This window comes from Phytohabitans kaempferiae (assembly GCF_042433955.1).
Taxonomy (GTDB): domain Bacteria; phylum Actinomycetota; class Actinomycetes; order Mycobacteriales; family Micromonosporaceae; genus Phytohabitans; species Phytohabitans kaempferiae.
Genome location: NZ_JBHLUH010000058.1, coordinates 19,885 through 38,123, shown reverse-complemented (window position 1 = coordinate 38,123; position 18,239 = coordinate 19,885). Strand labels below are relative to the sequence as shown.

At 74.2% G+C, this 18,239-nt stretch carries 19 protein-coding genes; 8 read left to right on the top strand and 11 right to left on the bottom strand.

Annotated elements, in window-relative coordinates; translation table 11 throughout:
* Nucleotides 1-8: 8 nt before the first annotated feature.
* The 3 genes from ACFFIA_RS26940 to ACFFIA_RS26930 are packed head-to-tail and all read right to left on the bottom strand — an operon-like array spanning nucleotide 9 to nucleotide 3,528.
* Nucleotides 9-938, bottom strand: coding sequence for an ABC transporter permease (locus ACFFIA_RS26940; protein WP_377255438.1), 930 nt, complete (start codon nucleotides 936-938; stop codon nucleotides 9-11).
* Nucleotides 935-1,993: an ABC transporter permease gene (locus ACFFIA_RS26935; protein ID WP_377255436.1), complete on the bottom strand. Its 1,059-nt coding sequence runs from the start codon at nucleotides 1,991-1,993 to the stop codon at nucleotides 935-937. Before ACFFIA_RS26935 ends, ACFFIA_RS26940 begins: the two co-directional genes overlap by 4 nt.
* A complete protein-coding gene (locus ACFFIA_RS26930; RefSeq protein WP_377255433.1) occupies nucleotides 1,990-3,528 on the bottom strand; it encodes an ABC transporter ATP-binding protein in 1,539 nt (512 codons plus the stop codon). The genes ACFFIA_RS26935 and ACFFIA_RS26930 overlap by 4 nt, the downstream gene beginning before the upstream one ends.
* A gap of 77 nt (nucleotides 3,529-3,605) precedes the next feature.
* Here ACFFIA_RS26930 and ACFFIA_RS26925 point away from each other — a divergent pair, with 77 nt between their 5' ends.
* The gene (locus ACFFIA_RS26925) at nucleotides 3,606-4,277 is read left to right on the top strand and encodes a GntR family transcriptional regulator (RefSeq protein WP_377255430.1); all 672 of its coding nucleotides are present in this window, start codon (nucleotides 3,606-3,608) and stop codon (nucleotides 4,275-4,277) included.
* 869 nt (nucleotides 4,278-5,146) lie between these two features.
* On the opposite strand, the gene ACFFIA_RS26920 is transcribed toward ACFFIA_RS26925, so the two are convergent.
* From ACFFIA_RS26920 to ACFFIA_RS26910, 3 genes are all read right to left on the bottom strand, one after another.
* Nucleotides 5,147-5,782: a hypothetical protein gene (locus tag ACFFIA_RS26920; protein ID WP_377255427.1), complete on the bottom strand. Its 636-nt coding sequence runs from the start codon at nucleotides 5,780-5,782 to the stop codon at nucleotides 5,147-5,149.
* Nucleotides 5,783-6,101: 319 nt separating this feature from the next.
* Nucleotides 6,102-6,926: a hypothetical protein gene (locus ACFFIA_RS26915; protein WP_377255424.1), complete on the bottom strand. Its 825-nt coding sequence runs from the start codon at nucleotides 6,924-6,926 to the stop codon at nucleotides 6,102-6,104.
* Nucleotides 6,927-7,364: 438 nt separating this feature from the next.
* Complete coding sequence (locus ACFFIA_RS26910) at nucleotides 7,365-9,536, bottom strand: bifunctional diguanylate cyclase/phosphohydrolase (protein WP_377255421.1); 2,172 nt, start codon at nucleotides 9,534-9,536, stop codon at nucleotides 7,365-7,367.
* Nucleotides 9,537-9,809: 273 nt separating this feature from the next.
* Between ACFFIA_RS26910 and ACFFIA_RS26905 the strand changes: the two genes are divergently transcribed.
* Nucleotides 9,810-10,400: a hypothetical protein gene (locus ACFFIA_RS26905; RefSeq protein ID WP_377255418.1), complete on the top strand. Its 591-nt coding sequence runs from the start codon at nucleotides 9,810-9,812 to the stop codon at nucleotides 10,398-10,400.
* On the opposite strand, the gene ACFFIA_RS26900 is transcribed toward ACFFIA_RS26905, so the two are convergent.
* Nucleotides 10,393-10,992 (bottom strand): TetR/AcrR family transcriptional regulator, encoded by a 600-nt coding sequence (locus tag ACFFIA_RS26900; RefSeq protein ID WP_377255415.1) that lies wholly within the window; start codon nucleotides 10,990-10,992, stop codon nucleotides 10,393-10,395. The genes ACFFIA_RS26905 and ACFFIA_RS26900 overlap by 8 nt on opposite strands.
* A 187-nt stretch (nucleotides 10,993-11,179) precedes the next feature.
* On the opposite strand from ACFFIA_RS26900, the gene ACFFIA_RS26895 reads away from it, so the two are divergent.
* Together ACFFIA_RS26895 and ACFFIA_RS26890 are read left to right on the top strand one after the other, a co-directional pair.
* Nucleotides 11,180-12,763: an MDR family MFS transporter gene (locus tag ACFFIA_RS26895; protein ID WP_377255560.1), complete on the top strand. Its 1,584-nt coding sequence runs from the start codon at nucleotides 11,180-11,182 to the stop codon at nucleotides 12,761-12,763.
* A 27-nt stretch (nucleotides 12,764-12,790) separates the two neighbouring features.
* Nucleotides 12,791-13,276 carry a universal stress protein gene (locus ACFFIA_RS26890; protein WP_377255412.1) on the top strand — a complete coding sequence of 162 codons (486 nt, stop codon included), beginning with the start codon at nucleotides 12,791-12,793 and terminating at the stop codon, nucleotides 13,274-13,276.
* A gap of 48 nt (nucleotides 13,277-13,324) precedes the next feature.
* On the opposite strand, the gene ACFFIA_RS26885 is transcribed toward ACFFIA_RS26890, so the two are convergent.
* A complete protein-coding gene (locus ACFFIA_RS26885; RefSeq protein ID WP_377255409.1) occupies nucleotides 13,325-14,311 on the bottom strand; it encodes an AEC family transporter in 987 nt (328 codons plus the stop codon).
* Between the two features lie 70 nt (nucleotides 14,312-14,381).
* On the opposite strand from ACFFIA_RS26885, the gene ACFFIA_RS26880 reads away from it, so the two are divergent.
* Nucleotides 14,382-14,726 (top strand): DUF3140 domain-containing protein, encoded by a 345-nt coding sequence (locus ACFFIA_RS26880; protein ID WP_377255406.1) that lies wholly within the window; start codon nucleotides 14,382-14,384, stop codon nucleotides 14,724-14,726.
* A gap of 9 nt (nucleotides 14,727-14,735) precedes the next feature.
* Here the strand turns inward: ACFFIA_RS26880 and ACFFIA_RS26875 are convergent, their stop codons facing one another.
* Nucleotides 14,736-15,026: a DUF2795 domain-containing protein gene (locus ACFFIA_RS26875; protein WP_377255403.1), complete on the bottom strand. Its 291-nt coding sequence runs from the start codon at nucleotides 15,024-15,026 to the stop codon at nucleotides 14,736-14,738.
* Nucleotides 15,027-15,336: 310 nt separating this feature from the next.
* On the opposite strand from ACFFIA_RS26875, the gene ACFFIA_RS26870 reads away from it, so the two are divergent.
* From ACFFIA_RS26870 to ACFFIA_RS26860, 3 genes are all read left to right on the top strand, one after another.
* Nucleotides 15,337-15,597: a hypothetical protein gene (locus ACFFIA_RS26870; RefSeq protein ID WP_377255400.1), complete on the top strand. Its 261-nt coding sequence runs from the start codon at nucleotides 15,337-15,339 to the stop codon at nucleotides 15,595-15,597.
* Nucleotides 15,598-15,599: 2 nt separating this feature from the next.
* Nucleotides 15,600-16,301, top strand: a complete 702-nt coding sequence (locus tag ACFFIA_RS26865) for a 4a-hydroxytetrahydrobiopterin dehydratase (protein WP_377255397.1) — start codon at nucleotides 15,600-15,602, stop codon at nucleotides 16,299-16,301.
* Nucleotides 16,302-16,381: 80 nt separating this feature from the next.
* Complete coding sequence (locus ACFFIA_RS26860; RefSeq protein WP_377255394.1) at nucleotides 16,382-16,576, top strand: hypothetical protein; 195 nt, start codon at nucleotides 16,382-16,384, stop codon at nucleotides 16,574-16,576.
* A 43-nt stretch (nucleotides 16,577-16,619) separates the two neighbouring features.
* Here ACFFIA_RS26860 and ACFFIA_RS26855 read toward each other — a convergent pair whose 3' ends face one another.
* The gene (locus ACFFIA_RS26855) at nucleotides 16,620-17,165 is read right to left on the bottom strand and encodes a DUF1990 domain-containing protein (protein ID WP_377255391.1); all 546 of its coding nucleotides are present in this window, start codon (nucleotides 17,163-17,165) and stop codon (nucleotides 16,620-16,622) included.
* Nucleotides 17,162-18,232, bottom strand: a complete 1,071-nt coding sequence (locus ACFFIA_RS26850) for a YndJ family transporter (RefSeq protein WP_377255388.1) — start codon at nucleotides 18,230-18,232, stop codon at nucleotides 17,162-17,164. Before ACFFIA_RS26850 ends, ACFFIA_RS26855 begins: the two co-directional genes overlap by 4 nt.
* Nucleotides 18,233-18,239: the final 7 nt, after the last annotated feature.

Here is an 18,239-nt window from a genome sequence, read left to right as displayed (position 1 = left end):
TCGCACCTCTATCGGGTCGGGGTCAGGTCGAACACGCGTGCGTCGAATTGGCGGGAAAGGTCTTCGGGGGCCGCATTGACCTGCCGGCGGCCCAGCACGATCAGGGCGGCGATCGTCACCAGGTACGGCAGCGCGTCGAGCACGAACTGGTTGAAGCCGTACCCGCGGGCCTGGAGCGCGGGGGAGAGGGCGAGCGCGGCGCCGAAGAGGTAGGCGCCGCCGACCGCGCGCAGCGGATGCCAGGCGGCGAAGATGACCAGCGCGACGGCGATGAAGCCGCGGCCGGCGGTCATGTTCTCGAACCAGGCGTTGGCGTACGCGGTGGAGAGGTGGGCGCCGCCGATGCCCGCCAGCAGCCCTCCGCCGACCACCGCCAGGTAGCGCGCGAACGCCGGCGAGTGCCCGTACGTGGCGAGCACCGCGGGCCGCTCGCCGGCACCGCGCAGCACCAGGCCCGGCCGCGTGCGGAACAGCAGCCACCACAGCGCCGGCGCGAGCAGGTACGAGGCGTAGACCAGCGGGTCGTGGTCGAAGAGGACCGGTCCGAGCCACGGGATCTCGGCGAGGCCCGGGATCGGGTACGGCTGGAAGGGGCTGATCGCCCGGCCCACGTACGCGGCGCCGAACATCGAGGTGAGCCCCAGCCCGAGGAAGAGCACCACGAGTCCGGTGGCGAGCTGGTTGGCGCCGCGGGTCAGCACCATGAACGCGTGCACCGCGGCGAGCAGCCCGCCGGCGAACGCGCCGGCCAGCACGCCGGCCCACGGGTCGCCGGTGCCGGCGGTGACCGCGTACGCGGCGAGCGCGCCGGTGAGCATGCTCCCCTCGGTGCCGAGGTTGATGACGCCGGCCCGTTCGGCGAGGGTCTCGCCCAGCGCCGCGTACAGGATGGCGGTGCCGCCGCGCACGCCGCCGGCCAGCACGTCGACAACGATCATGACTTCCTCCTGATCCCGAGCACGACGAGCAGCACCACGGCCATCAGGACGTTGAGCGAGGCGGCCGGAAGGCCCGAGTCGATCTGGAGGCTGTCGCCGCCCATCGCGATCGCCGCCAGCAGCAGCGCGGCGAGGCCGACCCGCGCCGGGCGGTGCAGAGCGAGCCAGCTGGCGAGGAAGCCGACGTACCCGAAGGTGGTGGTCATGCCCGGGCGTAGCTTGAACTCGGTGCCGGCGAAGTGGACCAGCCCCGCCAGCCCGGCGAGCGCGCCGCCGACGAGCATGGCGGAGAGCAGGAGCGGGCCGACCCGCATGCCGGCCTGGCGGGCCGCCTCCGGATTGCCGCCGACGACCCGCAGCCGGAACCCCCACGCGGTGCGGCGGAGGGCGAACCACACGCCGGCCAGCGCGAGGAGGGCGAGCAGGATGCCGGCGTTGACGGTGCCGCCGGTGGTGAACAGCGGCAGCCGGGCGGTCTCCTCGAGCGGGCGGGAGGAGGGCTGGCCGAAGCCGGAGGCGTCCTTCCACGGGTCGTAGATGAGCCCGAGCATGATGTCGATCGCGACGAAGTTGAGCAGCAGCGTGCTGATCGCCTCGTTCACGTTGACGGTCAGCCGGAGTACGCCGGCGAGCCCGGCCCACGCCGCGCCGGCCGCCATCGCGGCCATGATCATCAGGACCAGCACGAGTCCGCCGGGAAGCCGCTGGTCGGCCACGAGCCCCACACCGGCGGCGGCGACCGCGCCGATCACGATCTGGCCCTCGCCGCCGACGTTGAGCAGGCCGGCCCGCGCGGGTACGGCCACGGCCAGCCCGGCGAGCAGCAGGATCGCCGCGCGTACCAGCACGGTCTGCGCCTGCGCCGGGTCGGCGAGCGAGACGATCATGTCCGCGTACATGCCGAGCGGGTCGACGCCCCTGGCTGCCGCGAACGCGCCGAAGACGACCGGGGCGGCGACGATGGCACCGACCCACCGCAGCCACGGGCGTTCCTTCGGTCGATTGTCGACAATCTCTGCGCGGGCTTCGGCCGGTGCCTCGGCGGTGCTGGTCATGCCGCCGCACCGCCCAGCATCAGCCGCCCGATCGCGTACCGGTCGGTCTCGCCCGGCCGCACCACACCGGCGAGGTGCCCGTCGTGCAGCACCGCGATCCGGTCCGAGATGGACAGCAGCTCGTCCAGGTCCTCCGAGACCACGAGTACGGCCGCGCCCGCGTCCCGCTGCTCCAGCAGCAGCTCCTGCGTGCGCCGCGTGGTGGCGATGTCCAGCCCTCGGCTCGGGTACGCGGCGACCACCACCGTGGCCGGCGCGCCCAGCGCCCGGGTCAGCACGACCCGCTGGATGTTGCCGCCGGACAGCTCGCCGAGGACCCGGTGGCGGGCGGCCATCCGCAGCCGGGCGGCGGCGTCCCGGCGGTCGGCCTCGGCGCCCACCGCCCGCCAGTCGATCCCCAGCCGCCTTGTCGACGCGGTGCCGAGCGCCAGGTGTTCGAGCACGGTCATCCCGGGCACCACGGCGTCGGTGACCGGATCCTCTGGCACGCCCACGGCGCCGGCCGCGCACGCCTGCCGGGGGCCGCGCAGCAGCTCGCCGGCCAGGCGTACCGTGCCGGTGCTCGCCTTGCGCAGCCCGAGGACCACCTCGCAGAGCTCCCGCTGGCCGCTGCCGGCGACGCCCGCGACGCCGACCAGCTCGCCGGGGTGCAGCTCCAGGTCGACTCCGTGCAGCGCCGTGTGGCTCCGGTCGCCGACCGCGCCCACGCCGCGCAGCTCCACGATGGACGGTGCCGGTGTGTGGCCCGGCCGGCCGGCGGTCGCGGGCGGGCTCCCGCGGCGCAGGGCCGGCACGGCCCGCCCCACCATCGCCTCCACCAGTTCGGCGTCGGAGAGGCCGGCCGGGTCGGCGTCGCGCAGCACCACCTTGCCGCCGCGCAGCACGGTGACCCGGTCGGCGATCGTGCGCGCCTCGCCCAGCTTGTGCGTGATGATGACCAGCGACAGCCCGGCCGCGCGCAGCGCCCGCATCGCGGTGAAGAGCGCGTCCACCTCCTGCGGAGCGAGCACGCTGGTCGGCTCGTCGAGGATCAGCAGGCGGGCGCCGCTCATCAGCACCTTGAGGATCTCGACCCGCTGCCGCTCGCCGATCGAGAGGTGGCGGACCAGCGCGTCGGGGTGCACCGGCAGGCCGTACCGCTCGGCCGCCTCGGCCACCTGCCGGCCGATCCGGCGACGCCGGGCGGTACGCCCCCGGGGCAGCGCGAGCGCGATGTTCTCCGCGACGGTGAGCGCCGGGATCAGCCGCATGTCCTGGAAGACCATGCCGATGCCGGCGGCGCGAGCGGCGGCCGGCGAGCCGAGCGCCGTCGGTACGCCCTCGACCCGCACCTCGCCGGCGTCCGGCCGGTAGACGCCGTAGATCAGCTTCATGAGCGTGCTCTTGCCGGCGCCGTTCTCGCCGAGCACCGCGTGCACCTCGCCCGGTGCCACCTCGAAGTCGACCGCGTCGTTGGCGACCACCTCACCGAACCGGCACGTGAGCCCGCGAACGGTGAGGAGGGGAGTGGCCGCGGCGACCGCTGTTCCCTGCATGCGTCCTATAGGACGAGTGCTTCGTTACGCCCCTGTGTCGCGATCGTAAAGCTCTCGGTGCCCTATAGGATGGGGCCATGAGCCTCACCGGTCTGCCCCGGCTGCACCGCGAGGCCGGCACCGGCAACACCGGCGACCGCGTCCGCGACACACTTGTCGAGGCCATCCTCACCAGCGCCCTCCCGCCCGGCACGCATCTCAACGCCGACGGGCTGGCCAAGCAGATGGGAGTCAGCCACATCCCGGTGCGCGAGGCGCTACGGTCGCTCGGGGCGGACGGCTGGATCGACTATCGCCCGCACCTCGGGGCGTACGTACGCGAGCGCACCGAGCAGGAGCTGGCCGACCTCTTCGAGGCGCGCCTGGAGCTGGAGGGACGCACCACCGCCCTCGCCGCCGAGCGCCGCACCGCCGACCAGCTCGCCGCGCTCGACGAGATCCTGGAGCGGCAGGCCGCCACCGACGACCCCCTTCTGCTGGCCGCGCTCAACGCCGAGTTTCACATCGCGGTGGCCGCCTGCTCGCAGAACACGCTGATGGCCGGCTTCGTGCGCTCGCTGAGCATGCGCGCCAGGTTCTACTTCTCCGCGGTCGCGCCCAGCCGCCGCGAGGCGTCCCTCGCCGACCACCGCGCGATCGTCGATGCCCTGAGACGCCGCGACGCCGCCGAGGCCGAGCGGATCGGCCGGGCCCACGTCGCCACCACGCGCCAGGACCTGCGCGCCCTCATCACCCCGCCCGCACCGTAGCCCCGGCCAGATCTGGAGAGCTTCCGGGGTCGAGGTGATCGCACGGGTCACGCTGTCGACGTGCGCGCACCAACGCGCCCGCCCGCGCCAGTTTCCGCGACCCGTGGGCGACCGTCCATGAACGACCACGACCCCCGCGGCCTCGCCCTCCGCGGTTTCGGAGTCAGGGCCTCGGGCCTGCCCACGATGACCCCTGTGAACGGCCACTTTCAATCGGTTCATCCGGTTCGGTGACCTCCGGGAACAGGGCCACGCTGGACGCGTACCTGGAGAGATTTCGGTGGCGGGGTGGTCGCGTGGCTGGGCTGCGTTCGGACCCGGTGTGGTGTGGGAGAGCTGTCGAGCTGGGCGCACCGGTGCGCCCAACCCCGGGACGGTCGCCGGATGTGCGGCTGGTGGTGTGGATGCCGGGTCCGGTGGGCCAGCCGCGCCGGACCTCGGCGGGTGCGTGGGCGTTGTCGGGGACATGGCCCTTTCGATCCGGCCGCGAGGGGCTGTGTCCCTGATATGGGCCCCTTGCGAAGTGACCAGGCGCGGGCGGCGGCGTGGCAACAGGGGTCGGTGTGGACGCGCGCTCGGCGGGAGTGGGGCCAGTGCGGTCCGTCCGTGGCGACCAACTGCCCTCGGAGAGTGAATTTCTCGCCACGCACGACCTGGATCTTGATGCCCGTGAGCATCCCCGCCCCCCGAACACGCGGATACGCCTTCGACCAACAGGCCCAGCCGCGCCTACCCCGGCCCGCGGCCTAAGCGTCCGCAGCGTCCGCCGCGCGCACGACGAGAACCCGCGCCGCGAAGCGACACCAACCCGTAGGCCCTGCCAGATCTGGATCTGCTTTCAGGTGGCGGTGCGCGCGGCGCCGGATTCGTCAGCGCCGCTGTGGCGCGGTCGGTGCGCGCCACAGCGCGGCCGCGAGCCAGACGCAGCCGGCGGCGAGCAGCGCGCCGTGTGCGATGCGGACCGGGGCCGGCGTGAAGAACTGGGGGAGGAACAGCACCAGGCCGAGCCCGAAGAGCAGCCCGCTGGCCGGCGGCAGGGCCCCCGACCGGCGCACCGCCAGCGCGGCCAGCACGCCGCCGGCGGCGAGCGCGAGCAGCCCCACGCCGAACATCGTGATCGCGAACGGCTGGTCGCGGACCGCGTCGACGGCGGCGAGCAGGTCGAAGCGGTCGCCCTCCGCGTATCGCTGGGCGAGCCCGTGCAGGCCGAAGGTCTCGGCGCCGTAGTACGGCAGCACGAGGCCGGCGGCGACCCCGGTGATGAGCGCGGCGGCGGTGGTGAGGCGGGTGCGGATCGCGTCGCGGAGGGCGAACAGGCCGAGGGAGGCGAGCACGAACCCGAACATGGCGAACGTGTGCGACGCGACCCAGGCGCCCGAGCCCATCGACGCGGCCGCTCCGTCCACCGTGGACTCGTCGTGCCAGGGGCGGATGGCGGGGTAGAGCAGGAACAGCGCGCCGGCGGCGGCGAGCGCGAAGGCGCCGAGCTTGTTGCTACGAGTCATAGCATTAAAGCTAATGTCATTAGCCAACGTCGTCAAGGTGCCCGGCCTCCCGCCCGCCGGCCGCGGGCTCCACGTCGATGGTCGGCGGGCTCGGCCGGCGGCGCTAAGGTGCCGGGCGGGCGCGGCGGCCAGGCGGTCGACCAGCCGCGGGTCGGACGGGTCGCTGGTGACGACCGCGACGAGGTCGCCGCGCCGCGCGATCGCGACGTGGACAGCGACCTCACCCCGCTCCGCGCCGGAGGCGTCGCGCGTGTGGACGGCACGCGCCTTTCGGCGGTGTACGCGGGGGCGTCGACGATCGGCCCGGTGGCGACCTTTCTCAGGTCGCGTCGCGGCGGTCCAGGTCCAGGTCCAGCCTCGCCCGTCGCAGGAAGTCGTCGACCTGGGCCCGCTCGTAGCCGCGCGGTCGCTCGGGCAGCGCCGGACCCGCCGTCAACTCGTCCCGGACGGCGGGGCGCGACGCCTCGCCACCGGGCGACAGGGCCGCCTCGACGCGCCGCACCAGCGCGTCGACATGGTCGATGTCGTAGCCGTAGAGCACGACCCCGAACCGGGGCGCGACCCGTGCTGCCGCATCGTGTCGCTGGACGACCTGGTGACGGCCGTCGGAGTATCGCGCCACCGCCTCGATCAGCTCAGCCGTGCCGACCTCCGGCACCGTCAGCGTGCCACCGTCCCCGAGCACGCGCCGCGCGTCGGCGGACCCACCCGCTACGATGCCCGGACCGGTGTCGGTCAGCTCGACGCGTAGCGCCGGGCGGGCTCCCGAGGCCGGTGGCGGGCCGGTGAGCGTGAGCGCGCCGAGGGCATGCCACGGCAGGTAGACGTAGGTGCGGACGCGCCGGCCCTGCTTCGTCACCGTGTACACGTGCAGACCGTCGCGGGCCACGCGCAGCGCCGACGGCTCGGGACGGCGGTAGTCGCGCACCCGGTACGGCATCGCGAGCGTCGCCCCCGCGAGGAAGATCCCAATGCCGCTCCCGTAGGCCGCGCCGGGGGCGCCTCCGATGACGGAACCTACGAAGCAGCCGAACGCCACGCCGAGGATCGCCGCCGCGGCGAACCAGTGTGGCCAGGAGATGGGCGGAATGCCGTTGCCGCCGAACTCGATGCCGCCATGGGGAAGGGAACGATCGACCGCCACGAGAGCAGGGTAGCCACCGGGGCGGTCAGCGCGAAGATCCTCGACCGCGACATCCAGACCGAACGGTCCGGGTCCGTGGTGGCGAGAAGTTGACCCTATGGAGCCTGTTGCAAAATGGCCTGATCGCGGGACGTGTTGAGAAAAACACGGCTGTGTCGGCCGCTGGCCGCCGAACGGCGGCCAGCGAGGGTCAAGGCGACCCTCGCCTTGCTCGAATTTGGCGATTCTGCAACAGGCTCTATGGGGTCAAGAAATCGCCACGGACGCGCGGCGCCCGCAGTCGCGGGCGCGTCGGCGCCCGCCGTCCGCGACCGGCGGTGGCGACGGCGGGGGCGCCGAGCGCCGGCCTGGGCGCGGAGAGCGGAGGGTGAGGCTGCGGGAGCAGCGGTCTGGAGCACGACGCACGTCGCGGTAGCCCAGATCTTCTGGGTCTTCGCGTCAAGGGACCACTGTGGACACGACGGGGTTCGGGGCGGGGGCGGTGTGGCGCAGCAGCGCCAGCTCGTCGATGGCGCCCCCGTCGAGGAGTGCCAGGAAGGCGTCCACCACCTCGGGGTCGAACTGCGTACCCCGGCCGCGCTCGATCTGGTGCCTCGCCTCCGTCTCGCTGCGCGCGGCCGCGTACGCGCGGTCGGCGCGCATCGCGGCCCAGGAGTCGCAGACCGCGATGATGCGGGCCTCGATCGGGATGCCCTCGCCGCGCAGGCCCTGCGGATAGCCGGCCCCGTCGAACCGTTCGTGGTGGGCGCCGACCAGCGGGGCGAGGTCGGCGCGGTCGCTGAGTTCGGTGAGCAGGCGGGCGCCTTCCTGGGGGTGGCGGCGCAGCACATCCCACTCGGCCTGGGAGAGGCGGCCGGGCTTGGTGAGGATGGCGTCGTCGACGTTGATCTTGCCGATGTCGTGCAGGCGGGCCGCGGCGGCCGTACGGCGGAGTGCGGCCTGGTGCAGGCCGAGCCGCGCGCCGGTGAGCAGCGCCCACCTCGACACGGCGGTGCTGTGCTCGTGGCTGCCGAGCTTGGCGTCGATCTGGTCGGCCAGCCACACCAGCGCGGGCGGCAGGTCGGGGTCGGTGTCCAGCGCCAGGTCGGCGAGGCGGCTGGCGGCGGCGACCTGGTCCCGGCCGCGGGTCCGGGCGCGGTAGAGCGCGCCGTCCGCGTCGTGGATCAGTCCTTCGAGGTCGCCGTGCGGACGGCCGCCGCGCGTGCCGGCGCTGGCCACGCCGAGGGACGCGGTGAGGCGCACCTCGCGGCCGCCGGGCACGGCGAACGGGCTGCGGGACAGCGCGCGGCGTACCTGCTCGGCCACCTCCAGCGCGGTCTCCTCGCCGGCGCCGGGCAGCAGGCACACGAACTCCTCGCCGCCGTAGCGGGCGACCAGGTCGTTGGGGCGCACCGCGCGGCGTATCCGGTCGGCGACCTCGGTCAGCACGCGGTCGCCGGCGGGGTGGCCGCAGGTGTCGTTGACCTTCTTGAAGCGGTCGAGGTCGACGATGACGATGCTCAGCGGCGCGCCGTCGCGCTCGGCCCGCTCGGCCTCCAGGCGGAGCATCTCCTGGAAGAACCGGCGGTTGTGGAGGCCGGTGAGCCCGTCGGTCACGGCCAGCCGCTCCTGCTCACGCAGCGCGGTGTCGAGCGCTTCGGCGAGGCGGGTGCGGTCGCGCGTGACCAGAACCTGCCGCAGGAGCAGCCCGCTGACCAGCAGCACCGAGATGACCAATGTGGACAGCGTCAGCCGCCCGTCGGAGAGGCGGTCGGCGGTGGCGATGCCGACGATCGAGAGTACGGCCACCGCGGCGGGGAGCACCGCCAGATCCCGGTCGAGCTGGCGTACCTGCGGCTCGCCCTCCGGACGGCGGGCGGCGACGGCCGCGGCCAGGCAGAGCAGGACGGCCTCCAGTTGCCAGCCGAGGTTGACCCAGCTCGCGTCGCCGTACGAGTGCGTGCTGACCAGGTAGGCGTAGCCGGCGTCGGTGAGCGCGGCCACCGCGAAGCCCGCCCCCGCCAGCAGGAACGACGGCGGCACCGCGCGGTGGCCGCAGAGCCCCGCCGCGACCAGCACCGTGACGATCGCGACCGAGACGAGCGGCTGGGTGAAGGCGATGACCGCGGCGGCCTTGGGCGCGCCGGGGAAGAGCGGGCCGATCACGAGCGCCCAGCCGACCGCGCCCACACCGAGCGTGACCAGGGCGGCGTCGAGCAGGCACCGCACCTGCCGCTGGGCCCAGGTGCCGCCGAAGCCGATCGCGATGGCCGGCAGCGCCGCGGCGTACGAGGTCAGGTAGAAGGCGTCGGCCACGGACGGGCTCGGCACGCCACCCGGCCGCAGGTAGGCGTACGCCGACCAGATCAGCTCGCCGACCAGCCAGAGCACGTTGGCGACCGTGAGCAGCGCCCAGGCCCGCCGCAGGCGACCGCGGGCGCGCCGGGCGGCGGCGTAGGAGAGTGGCGCCAGCAGTACGAGCGGGACGACGTACACCACGTTGGCGACGAAGCGGCCGAGCGGCTCCGACCCCTGGCTCAATGCCGTGAGCAGGGCGTACAGCGCGAGCCACGCCGCCGCCGCGGCCACGGCCAGGCGCATGGAGCGCCGCTGCTCCACCTCGACCCGCACGTCCGCCTCCGTCTGGTTCGCCCGCGGCACCGGCTGGCCGCAGGAAAAGTATTGTGGATCACACGCTCACGTCCTGTGTACCCCCGATCACGCACAAATGTGGGTGCGGGGGGTGCATCTCCCGGCTCAGGCGACGACACAGGCCCCGTCCGCAACGGCGCTTACTCAGGCGCCAGCCCTGGCGAGGCGCGCCGGGGGTGGGGTTGTCCCCACCCCCGATACGGCGGGAGACACCAGTGATTCGGCGGCCGATCCACTCCAGACTCGACAAACATGGGGAGAAGAGCGGTTGCCCTGTCGGTGATCGGGCTCCTGGCGCTCGGTCTTGTCTACTTGGGATGGTCCGGCCACGCGCGGCTGCCGGGGACCGCGCGCGTACTCCTCGGCGGGCTCGCCGGCGTGGCGCTGCTCGCGGTGGTGGCGCTCGGCGGCATGGCGCGGTGGGTAAACCGCCGGGGCGGCTTCGGTGTCGCGGCCAGCGCGGTGCTGCGCAGCGTCGCGGCGGTCGGGGTCGGGTTCGGCGGATGGTTCCTCGCGGTCCTCGTGGTGGCCGCGCTCTGGCCGGCGCTGCTGGCCGGTTGGGGGCCGGCGACGGTCGGGGCCGGGATCGCGGCCGGGCTCTGCGTCTTCCTGGCCTGGGTACGGCGGGACGCGGCGCCGGGAGTCCGGTACGGCGGGCTGGCCGCCGCGCTGGCCTGGGGACTGGCCGGCGCCTGGCTGGGCGGGCACGCGCTGGGCGGGCTGGCCGGCTCGGTCACCGCGATCCTCGGCGCGGTGCTCGCCGCCAACGCCGCGGTGCTCCTCCTCGACGTGGCGCGGGCCCGGTCGCGCGCCCTGCCGCCGAGGAGCGGGCCGGCTATGTGAACGGCTCCGCCGTCGTCGCCAGCGCCTGCCGGATCAGGTCGATGAGCGACTCGTCCGGATGCTCGAGCCACACCTGGTTGGCGACCCGTACCGCGACGAGGAACGTGGCCGCCAGCAGCCGGCCGCGCAGGGCCGCACCGGTCTCGGCGGGCAGGCGCCCCGCGATCACGCCGGCCAGCTCGCGCTCGGCCACCGCGTACGAGGCGACGAGCTCGCCCACCAGCGCCGGGTCACGCCGCAGCGTGCGGTACAGCGCCCGCCACTCGGGGTCCTCGTCGGCGTTCTCCGCGACCGACGCCTCGATGCCGCGGGTCAGCGCGGTCCACGCCGGCTCGCCCTCCGGCCGCTCGCGGACCAGCTCGACCAGGCGCGCCATCCGGACATAGTCGGTGTGCAGGAGCGCCTGCTCCTTGCCGCTGAAGTAGTTGGAGAACGTGCGCCGGGACACGTTGACCGCGTCGGCGATGGCCTCGACGGTGACGTTTTCCACGCCGTGCTCGGCCGCCAGCCGCACGGCGGCCTCGTGCAGGGCCTGGCGCGTCGCGGCCTTCTTCCGCTCCCGCAGGCCGGGCGGGTTGGTCGTCACGGTCATCACACGGAGCGTACCGCCTGGAGTGACGCAATTCCCAGTGAGAAAACTTGCGCAGTGAGCAGGTTTGGCGGGATGCTCTGAGTGAACAAATCCGTCCCGCTCCCTGGAGGCCGCGCGTATGCCCGCGTCCCGCCCTGATGTCGTGCCCGCTTCCGGCGCCTCGAAGGCCGCCGCCGAGCCGGAGGCGATGAGCCACCGCCAGGTGCTGGAGAGCCTCAGTGGCCTGCTGCTGGTGCTCTTCGTCGCCCTGCTCAGCTCGACCGTCGTCTCCACCGCGCTCCCCAAGATCATCGGTGCGCTCAACGGCAGCCAGACCCAGTACACGTGGGTCGTCACCGCCACGCTGCTGACCGCGACCGCGTCCACGCCGATCTGGGGCAAGCTGGCGGACCTGCTCAACAAGAAGCTGCTGGTGCAGATCGCGATCGGCATCTTCGTGGTCGGCTCGATCGTGGCCGGCCTGGCACAGAACGCGGGCGAGCTGATCGCCGCGCGCGCGTTCCAGGGAATCGGGGTCGGCGGCCTGCAGGCCCTCGTCCAGGTCGTGATCGCGGCGATCATCCCGCCGCGCGAGCGGGGCCGGTACAACGGCTACCTCGGCGGCACCATGGCCCTCGCCACCGTCGGCGGCCCGCTGCTCGGCGGCCTGATCGCCGACACCTCGTGGCTCGGCTGGCGCTGGTGCTTCTTCGTCGGCGTGCCGGTCGCGATCCTGGCGCTGCTGCTGCTCCAGGCCACGCTGCACGTGCCCACCATCCGCCGCAAGGTGCGGATCGACTACCTGGGCGCCACGCTCATCGCCGCCGGCGTGAGCTTGCTGCTGATCTGGGTCTCCTTCGTCGACCACTCGTTCGGCTGGTTCTCCTGGCCGAGCCTCACTATGGTCGGCGGCGCGCTCGTGCTGCTCGCGCTGGCGGTGCGGGTCGAGGCGCGGGCCGCCGAGCCGGTCATCCCGCTCAGCATCATCCGCGAGCGGACCACCGCACTGGCGATCGTGGCCAGCCTCGCGGTCGGCACGGCGATGTTCGGCGGCGCGGTCTTCCTCGGCCAGTACTTCCAGATCGGCCGCGGCTACAGCCCCACCGAGGCGGGCCTGCTCACCATCCCGATGATGGCCGGCGTGCTGCTCACCTCGATCGTCGCCGGACGGCTGATCAGCGTCTCCGGGCGGGTCAAGCCGTACATCCTGGCCGGCACCGTCCTGCTCGTCGCCGGCTTCGCCCTGCTCTCCATCGTCGACCACCAGACCTCGCTGGTGATCATCGGTGTGGCGATGTTCCTGGTCGGCTCCGGCGTGGGCATGTCGATGCAGAACCTCATCCTCGCCGTGCAGAACACCGTGGCCCTGCGCGACGTGGGCGCGGCCAGTTCGTCGGTGACGTTCTTCCGCTCGCTGGGCGGCACGATCGGCGTCTCGGTGCTCGGCGCGGTGCTCGCCAACCGGGTCAGCGCCAGCATCACGCACGACCTGGCGGCGGCCGGCCTCCCCACCTCGGGCGGCGGCACCAGCACGCTCAACCTCGACGCGCTGCCGGAGGCGGTGCAGCAGATCGTGCGCGCGGCGTACGGCGACGCGACCGGCCACATCTTCCTCATCTCCGCCGCGATCGGCGTGCTCGGCGTGGTGGCGGCCGCGCTGCTCAAGCCGGCGCCGCTGCGTACCAGCCTCGACGACGACAGCGGGGAGCCGGACGTGAGCGGCGTGGTCCCGGAGGTCGCCGCCGGTGTGCCGGCCGACCCGGTGTCCACGCGGCCCGGCTCGGACCGGTAGGCGCGCGGCCGGCGAAGGGAGCGACCGGTGACGCAACCCGCCGTCGAGCAGTACGGGCCGCGCTGGGCGCCGCCCCCCTTCGAACGCGGCACCGACGGGCCGCGCGTGATCCTCGTCGGCGTGGACGGTTCGGACACGTCGATGCGGGCCGCGGCGTACGCCTGCGGCCTCGCCCGGCGGCAACGCTGCCGACTGGTCGTGGCGTACGCGGCGCCGGTGCTCACCTGGGCCTGGGCACTCCCCGGCGCGGTGCCCGTACTGCACGCCGCGCACCAGGAGGTGGCGGCCGAGCTGCGGGCCGAGATCCGGCAGCTGGCCGAGGAGATGCGGATCCCGGTGTGCTTCGTGAGCCGCCACGGCGACCCGTACGGCTGCCTCCGTTCGGTCGCGGCCGAGGTCAAGGCCGACATCGTGGTGGTCGGCGCCTCGACGCCGTCCCGCCGGCTCTTCGGCGGCTCGGTCGCCAGCCGCCTCGTACGGCTGGGGCGCTGGCCGATCACGGTGGTGCCCTGAGCAGGCTTCCTTCGCCGGCGTTCGTCGGGCTTGGCGCAAAGGCGGCGCTCAGCCGAGCCAGGCGGCGATCAGCACGAGTGTCGCGCAGGCGGCCAGCGTGGAGAGCACGATCGCGTCGCGGGCCAGGGCCACCGCGCGGTCGTACCGGCTGGCGAAGACGAAGATGTTCTGCGCCGTGGGCAGGGCCGCGGTCACGACCGCGGCGAGCAGTGCCGGCCCGTCCAGACCGAGGGCGTGGCGCCCGATCAGGTACGCGAGCACCGGCTGCCCGACCACCTTCAGCACCACCGCCGTGTACCGGTCCCGCCCGTCCAGCCCCGGCGTGAACGGGCGGCTGCCCCGCAGCGAGATGCCGAGGGCGAGCAGGGCCAGCGGCACGGCGGCCGAGCCCACCAGGTCGAACGGGCGCAGCACCTCGTCCGACGGCCGCCAGCCGGTGGCGGCGACCGCGATGCCGGCGGCCGAGGCGAGCGTGATCGGGCTGCGCAGCGGCAGCACGGCCAGCGCCTTGGGCGAGGCACGGCGGCCACCGCTGGTGACGTCGAGGACGGCGAGCCCGATCGGCGCCGCGACCAGGGTCTGGAAGAGCAGCACGGGCGCGATGAACGAGACGTCGCCGAGCACGTACGCGGCCACCGGGATGCCGAGGTTGCCGGCGTTCACGTACGAGGCGGCGAGCGTGCCGATGGTGAGGGTGCCGGCGTCGGGGCGACCCGCCGCGTCACTGTCCGGGGCGTCCGGGTCGCGCTGGCGTGGCCCGGCGCGGCGGCGGCGGTGGACGAGCAGCATGACGGCCAGGTAGGCGGCGCCCGCCAGCACGGTGCTGAGCACGAAGGCGGCCAGCGCCCCGGTGAACACCTCGGCCAGCGAGGAGCGGACCAGCGTGGTGAAGAGCAGCGCCGGCGCGGCGACGAAGAAGACCAGGCGGGCGAGGACGGTCGGGCCGGACGGGCCGAGCAGCTCGTACCGGCCGATCAGGTACCCGACGAGGGTGACCATCCAGATCGCCGCGAAGCCGGTCAGTACGCCACGCACGGGGGTAAGCATGGCGGGGCGGTTGCGGCGGCCAAAACGGGGTAGGCGTGCGGTGAGGGGGTGACCACACATGGCAGGTGCGGATCCCGAGCGGGAACGCGTGTGGCAGGAGTTCCACCGGGCGGTCAACATGACGTCGCCGCAACTGCGCGACTGGCTGCTGGCCGAGACCGCGCTCAACGACACGTACGACCCGGAGCCCGGCATGGAGATCACCGTGCTCGGCAACCGGGTACTCCAGGTGCTGGGCAAGCGGCGGGTCGACCTCAACGACGCCGACGTCACGCTGATGCGCGAGGTGACCGAGCTGATCAACCGGCGCCTGTCGCAGCGGCCGGTGGACGACGCCGACCAGGAGCCGTGGCGGCACAGCCTGATGGCGGTCGGCCACGACCCCTGGCGCGACCTGGCGTAGCCGGGCCGGTCAGGTGCGCAGGTCGCGCAGGTGCTCGGCGATCCGGTGAGTGTGCGGCGAGCGCGCCCGGCGGGCCTTCTGGTCGACCGTCTGGCGATCGTCGTCCGCCGGGTCGAGCGGCACCGAGCTGCGGATCTCCGAGATGTTGCGGTACGTCTGGAGGGGCAGCCCGCGCACCAGCCGCAACGCCTCGGCGGCGGCGCCGCGCCCCTCGGCGTGCGCCACGATCTGCTCCTTGTCCGCCGGGAAGTCGAGGTCGGTGAGGGCGTCTCGCACGTCGTTCCAGCCGGTCTCGTCCATGGTGCTGGGCTACCCGCTGCGGCCCGCCCCAACCGGCGCGCGGCCGTACCGGCGGGAGCCGCCGGGCGCCAGCGGCGGGGTTCGGGCGGCGTGGCCGGGGTACCCGGTTGGCATGAGCGGAGTGACCGACCCACCGGCACCGCCGACGCCACCCCAGCCGGGTCCGCCGCCGCGGCCCCCGTCGCCGGGTGAGCCGCGGCCGCCGGGGCCGGCACCTGACCCGGCACCAGGCCCACCGCCGCCGCCCGGGCCCTCACCGACCGATCCGAGCGGGCCGCGCTGACGGCGCGCGACGAGGGAGGGGGTCCAGGTGACCGAGGCGGGGAGTCGCGACTACGAGGACGTCGGGGAGGCGGCCCGCGAGCTGGGCGCCGAGCCGGACGAGCCGCCGGTCCGCCCGGTCGAGGAGTCGGACCGGACCGTCGCGGCGGTCGAGGACGAGGGGCCGGTACCAGATCTGGCACCGGACGACCTCGACGGCGAGCCCGAACTGTTCCGCGAGCCCGACGAGGCCGGTACCTCCGGCACGGGCGACCAGCCCGGCGGGCCGCGACCCGGAGGGAGTTGGTGACAGTGGCACAGCACCGAGACCTGGTCACGAGCGTCGCCGAGCGCATCGGCGTGAGCGTGGACGAGGCGCGGCGGGCGGCGGAGGCGACCATCGCCACGCTCGTACGCACGGTGGCGGAGCCGCAGCGGCAGCAGGTCATCGACGCCGTACCGGCGCTGCTGACGGAGAACGTGCCCGCCGCGCCCGGCCCCGCCTGGGACGAGGGAGACTTCGTCGCCGAGGTGTCGTGGCTCACCGGCATGGTGCCCGAGGAGGCGCGGGCGCGGGCGCAGGCGGTGCTCTTCGTCCTGTCCCGCCAGGAGCCCGAGCTGGTCGGCGCACTGGAGCTGCCCGGCGACATCCGCGACCTCATCACCGATCCCGGGCCGGGCGGCGGCGTCACCGGCCCGCGCGGCCAGACCGCCCCGCTGACCGACAACGAGCTGGCGGCGGCGCTGGTCAACCTGCCGTACTGGGTCGGCAACCACCGCGCCATCCACCGCACGATCGAGCTGCCCGAGGCCAACCTGCGCCGCGTACTCGACCGCCTCGAGCGGCTGCGCGAGGAGTACGGGCGGGCGCCGGACATCGACCGGGACGGGGACAGCGCGACGCTCACCGTCTCGACGAGCGCGGTCGACGCGGTGACCCATCTCGATGTCGACCTCGCCCACCGGGTCGACGACGCGATTGTCGAGGCGGGCGCGGGGATGGCCTCCTCGTGACAGAGGGCTGCCGGTGCGCCACGATGGAGCCCTGAGCGAGCACGGTCAGGTGTGCGCGAGCGGGCCCCGGAGGAGGCGGCATGAGCATCGAGTCCGACCACATCGGTCCGATGACCGACGAGGAGGCGGCGCTCTTCCGCTACCTGCGGTTCGGGCATCTGCCGGAGCGCGTGCTCCCCGTCGACCGGGTCGAGCTGGTCGAGGTGGATCCCAAGCGCGACGTGCCCGAGCCGGTCGCCGACCCGACCGGCGTGTGGAACTTCCGGTACGTCTGATCAGGCGGCGGCTTCGCCTGGCGCCGGCGCGGGGTGTTTCAGCTCAGGCGGCGGCCTCGCCTGGCGCCGGGGCGGCGTGTTTCAGCAGGCGGCGGAGCGTGACCCCGCACCATGCGGCGTACGCGCGCTGAAACCACGGCGCGGCGGGCCCCGCCAGGCGCACCCACGGCTGAGCCGGGCGGCTGAACGAGACCACGTCCAGCCACACCGAGCCGTCCGCGTCGCGCGTGACGACGAACGCCTCCTCGCCGCTGAACGGATGCCCGGCCGTCGTCCCGTATCCGAACCCGGCCCGCTCCGGCCCATCCTCCGCCCAGACCACCACGCACGGCGCGGTCAGCCGCAACGGCCCGACGCCGGGGCGGGTGACGACGGTGACGCCGGCATCGGCCCGGGGCGCGGAGGGGTCGATGCCGACACGCATCGCGCGGTGCATGCGCCACGAGAGCACGGCCTGCGCCGCCACCGCGAACACCGCGTCGCCCGCGCCGAGCCGCGTGCGATGACGCATGTGCCGGTAGCCGGCCGGGAGCGGTCCGCGCCGCGTGTGCCCGACTTCCGGATACGTCGTGGGCGTGGCGTCAGTCATCTGCTCACTCCAATGTGGTCGGTGCCGGCGTCGCCGGCGGCGATGTCCGTGCCAGCGTTGGGGTTGTGCGTGCCGGCGGCGATGTCGCCCGCCCCGGCATTGGGGGCGTCCGTCTCGGCGGTGAGGCGCCGCCAGGCGAGCAGGCCGCACAGCGCGAAGCCGAGCGCGTTGGCCAGCCCGTGCGTGGCGACCATCCAGGACAGCGACAGGTGGGGGAGCCCGACGGCCTCCCCGAGCGCCCAGCTGAGCGCCAGCGACATGGTGGCGACGAGCGTGAGCGCCGACCCGCCGAGCAGCACCGCGGTGGTGCGGTCCCGCCCGCCGGCCGCCCACCACATGACCCATCCCACCAGCCACATGCCGGCCGTGAGCACCGCCGCGCCGGCCAGCTCCACCCATTCGCCGGTGAAGAAACCCACGAACACCACAGCGACCCCCACGGGTACGGAGAGCGCCGCCAGCCGCCCCGCCGCTCCCGCGCCCGCCAGCCGGTGGACGAGCCCCGCGATCAGTGCGGCCGCGAAGCCCGCGTAGTGGAAGTGGGCGACGGTCAGCGCGAGCACATCCAGCTCGAAGCCGAACAGCTCCCGCCCGGCCCGCTCCGCCACCAGCGCGACGGCGGCCACGGTGGGCGCCACCAGCGCGGTGACGACGGCTACCAACCCCGGCGTCAGCGGGCCGGCGACGCGCGCGCTCCCGCCCGGTGCCCCGCCGGCCGCTCGCGGCGTGCCGTCGGTGCCGGCGCGTGCCATGCTGGCTGGCGGCGAGGTGCGGGCTGGCGGCGAGGTGCGGGCGGGGCGGCTGCCGGTGCGGGCGGTGGCGGTCAGCAGCGACGCGGCGGTCACCAGGAGCGCGGTGGTGGCCGGCAGGTAGGCGGCGGCGAGCAGGATGGCCAGCCAACCGCGCGGCAGCCACACCGAGGCGGCGGCCGGCGCGGCGCAGACCAGCCACCACCGCCGTATCCACGCGATGCCCGGCGCCTCCACCAGCCGCAGGCCGAGCGGCATGACGACCAGCAGGCCGGCGCAGATCAGCAGGTCGAGCAGGGCGTGGCTCCAGGCGTTCACGAGCGGG

What these genes read in the sequence shown, in the direction of transcription:
- ACFFIA_RS26940 (WP_377255438.1), bottom strand. Translation starts at nt 938, where the DNA reads ATGATCGTTGTCGACGTGCTGGCCGGCGGCGTGCGCGGCGGCACCGCC.
- ACFFIA_RS26930 (WP_377255433.1), bottom strand. Translation starts at nt 3,528, where the DNA reads ATGCAGGGAACAGCGGTCGCCGCGGCCACTCCCCTCCTCACCGTTCGC.
- ACFFIA_RS26875 (WP_377255403.1), bottom strand. Translation starts at nt 15,026, where the DNA reads ATGGACGAGACCGGCTGGAACGACGTGCGAGACGCCCTCACCGACCTC.
- ACFFIA_RS26895 (WP_377255560.1), top strand. Translation starts at nt 11,180, where the DNA reads ATGAGCCACCGCCAGGTGCTGGAGAGCCTCAGTGGCCTGCTGCTGGTG.
- ACFFIA_RS26925 (WP_377255430.1), top strand. Translation starts at nt 3,606, where the DNA reads ATGAGCCTCACCGGTCTGCCCCGGCTGCACCGCGAGGCCGGCACCGGC.
- ACFFIA_RS26880 (WP_377255406.1), top strand. Translation starts at nt 14,382, where the DNA reads ATGGCAGGTGCGGATCCCGAGCGGGAACGCGTGTGGCAGGAGTTCCAC.
- ACFFIA_RS26855 (WP_377255391.1), bottom strand. Translation starts at nt 17,165, where the DNA reads ATGACTGACGCCACGCCCACGACGTATCCGGAAGTCGGGCACACGCGG.
- ACFFIA_RS26920 (WP_377255427.1), bottom strand. Translation starts at nt 5,782, where the DNA reads ATGACTCGTAGCAACAAGCTCGGCGCCTTCGCGCTCGCCGCCGCCGGC.
- ACFFIA_RS26905 (WP_377255418.1), top strand. Translation starts at nt 9,810, where the DNA reads ATGGGGAGAAGAGCGGTTGCCCTGTCGGTGATCGGGCTCCTGGCGCTC.
- ACFFIA_RS26935 (WP_377255436.1), bottom strand. Translation starts at nt 1,993, where the DNA reads ATGACCAGCACCGCCGAGGCACCGGCCGAAGCCCGCGCAGAGATTGTC.
- ACFFIA_RS26900 (WP_377255415.1), bottom strand. Translation starts at nt 10,992, where the DNA reads ATGACCGTGACGACCAACCCGCCCGGCCTGCGGGAGCGGAAGAAGGCC.
- ACFFIA_RS26860 (WP_377255394.1), top strand. Translation starts at nt 16,382, where the DNA reads ATGAGCATCGAGTCCGACCACATCGGTCCGATGACCGACGAGGAGGCG.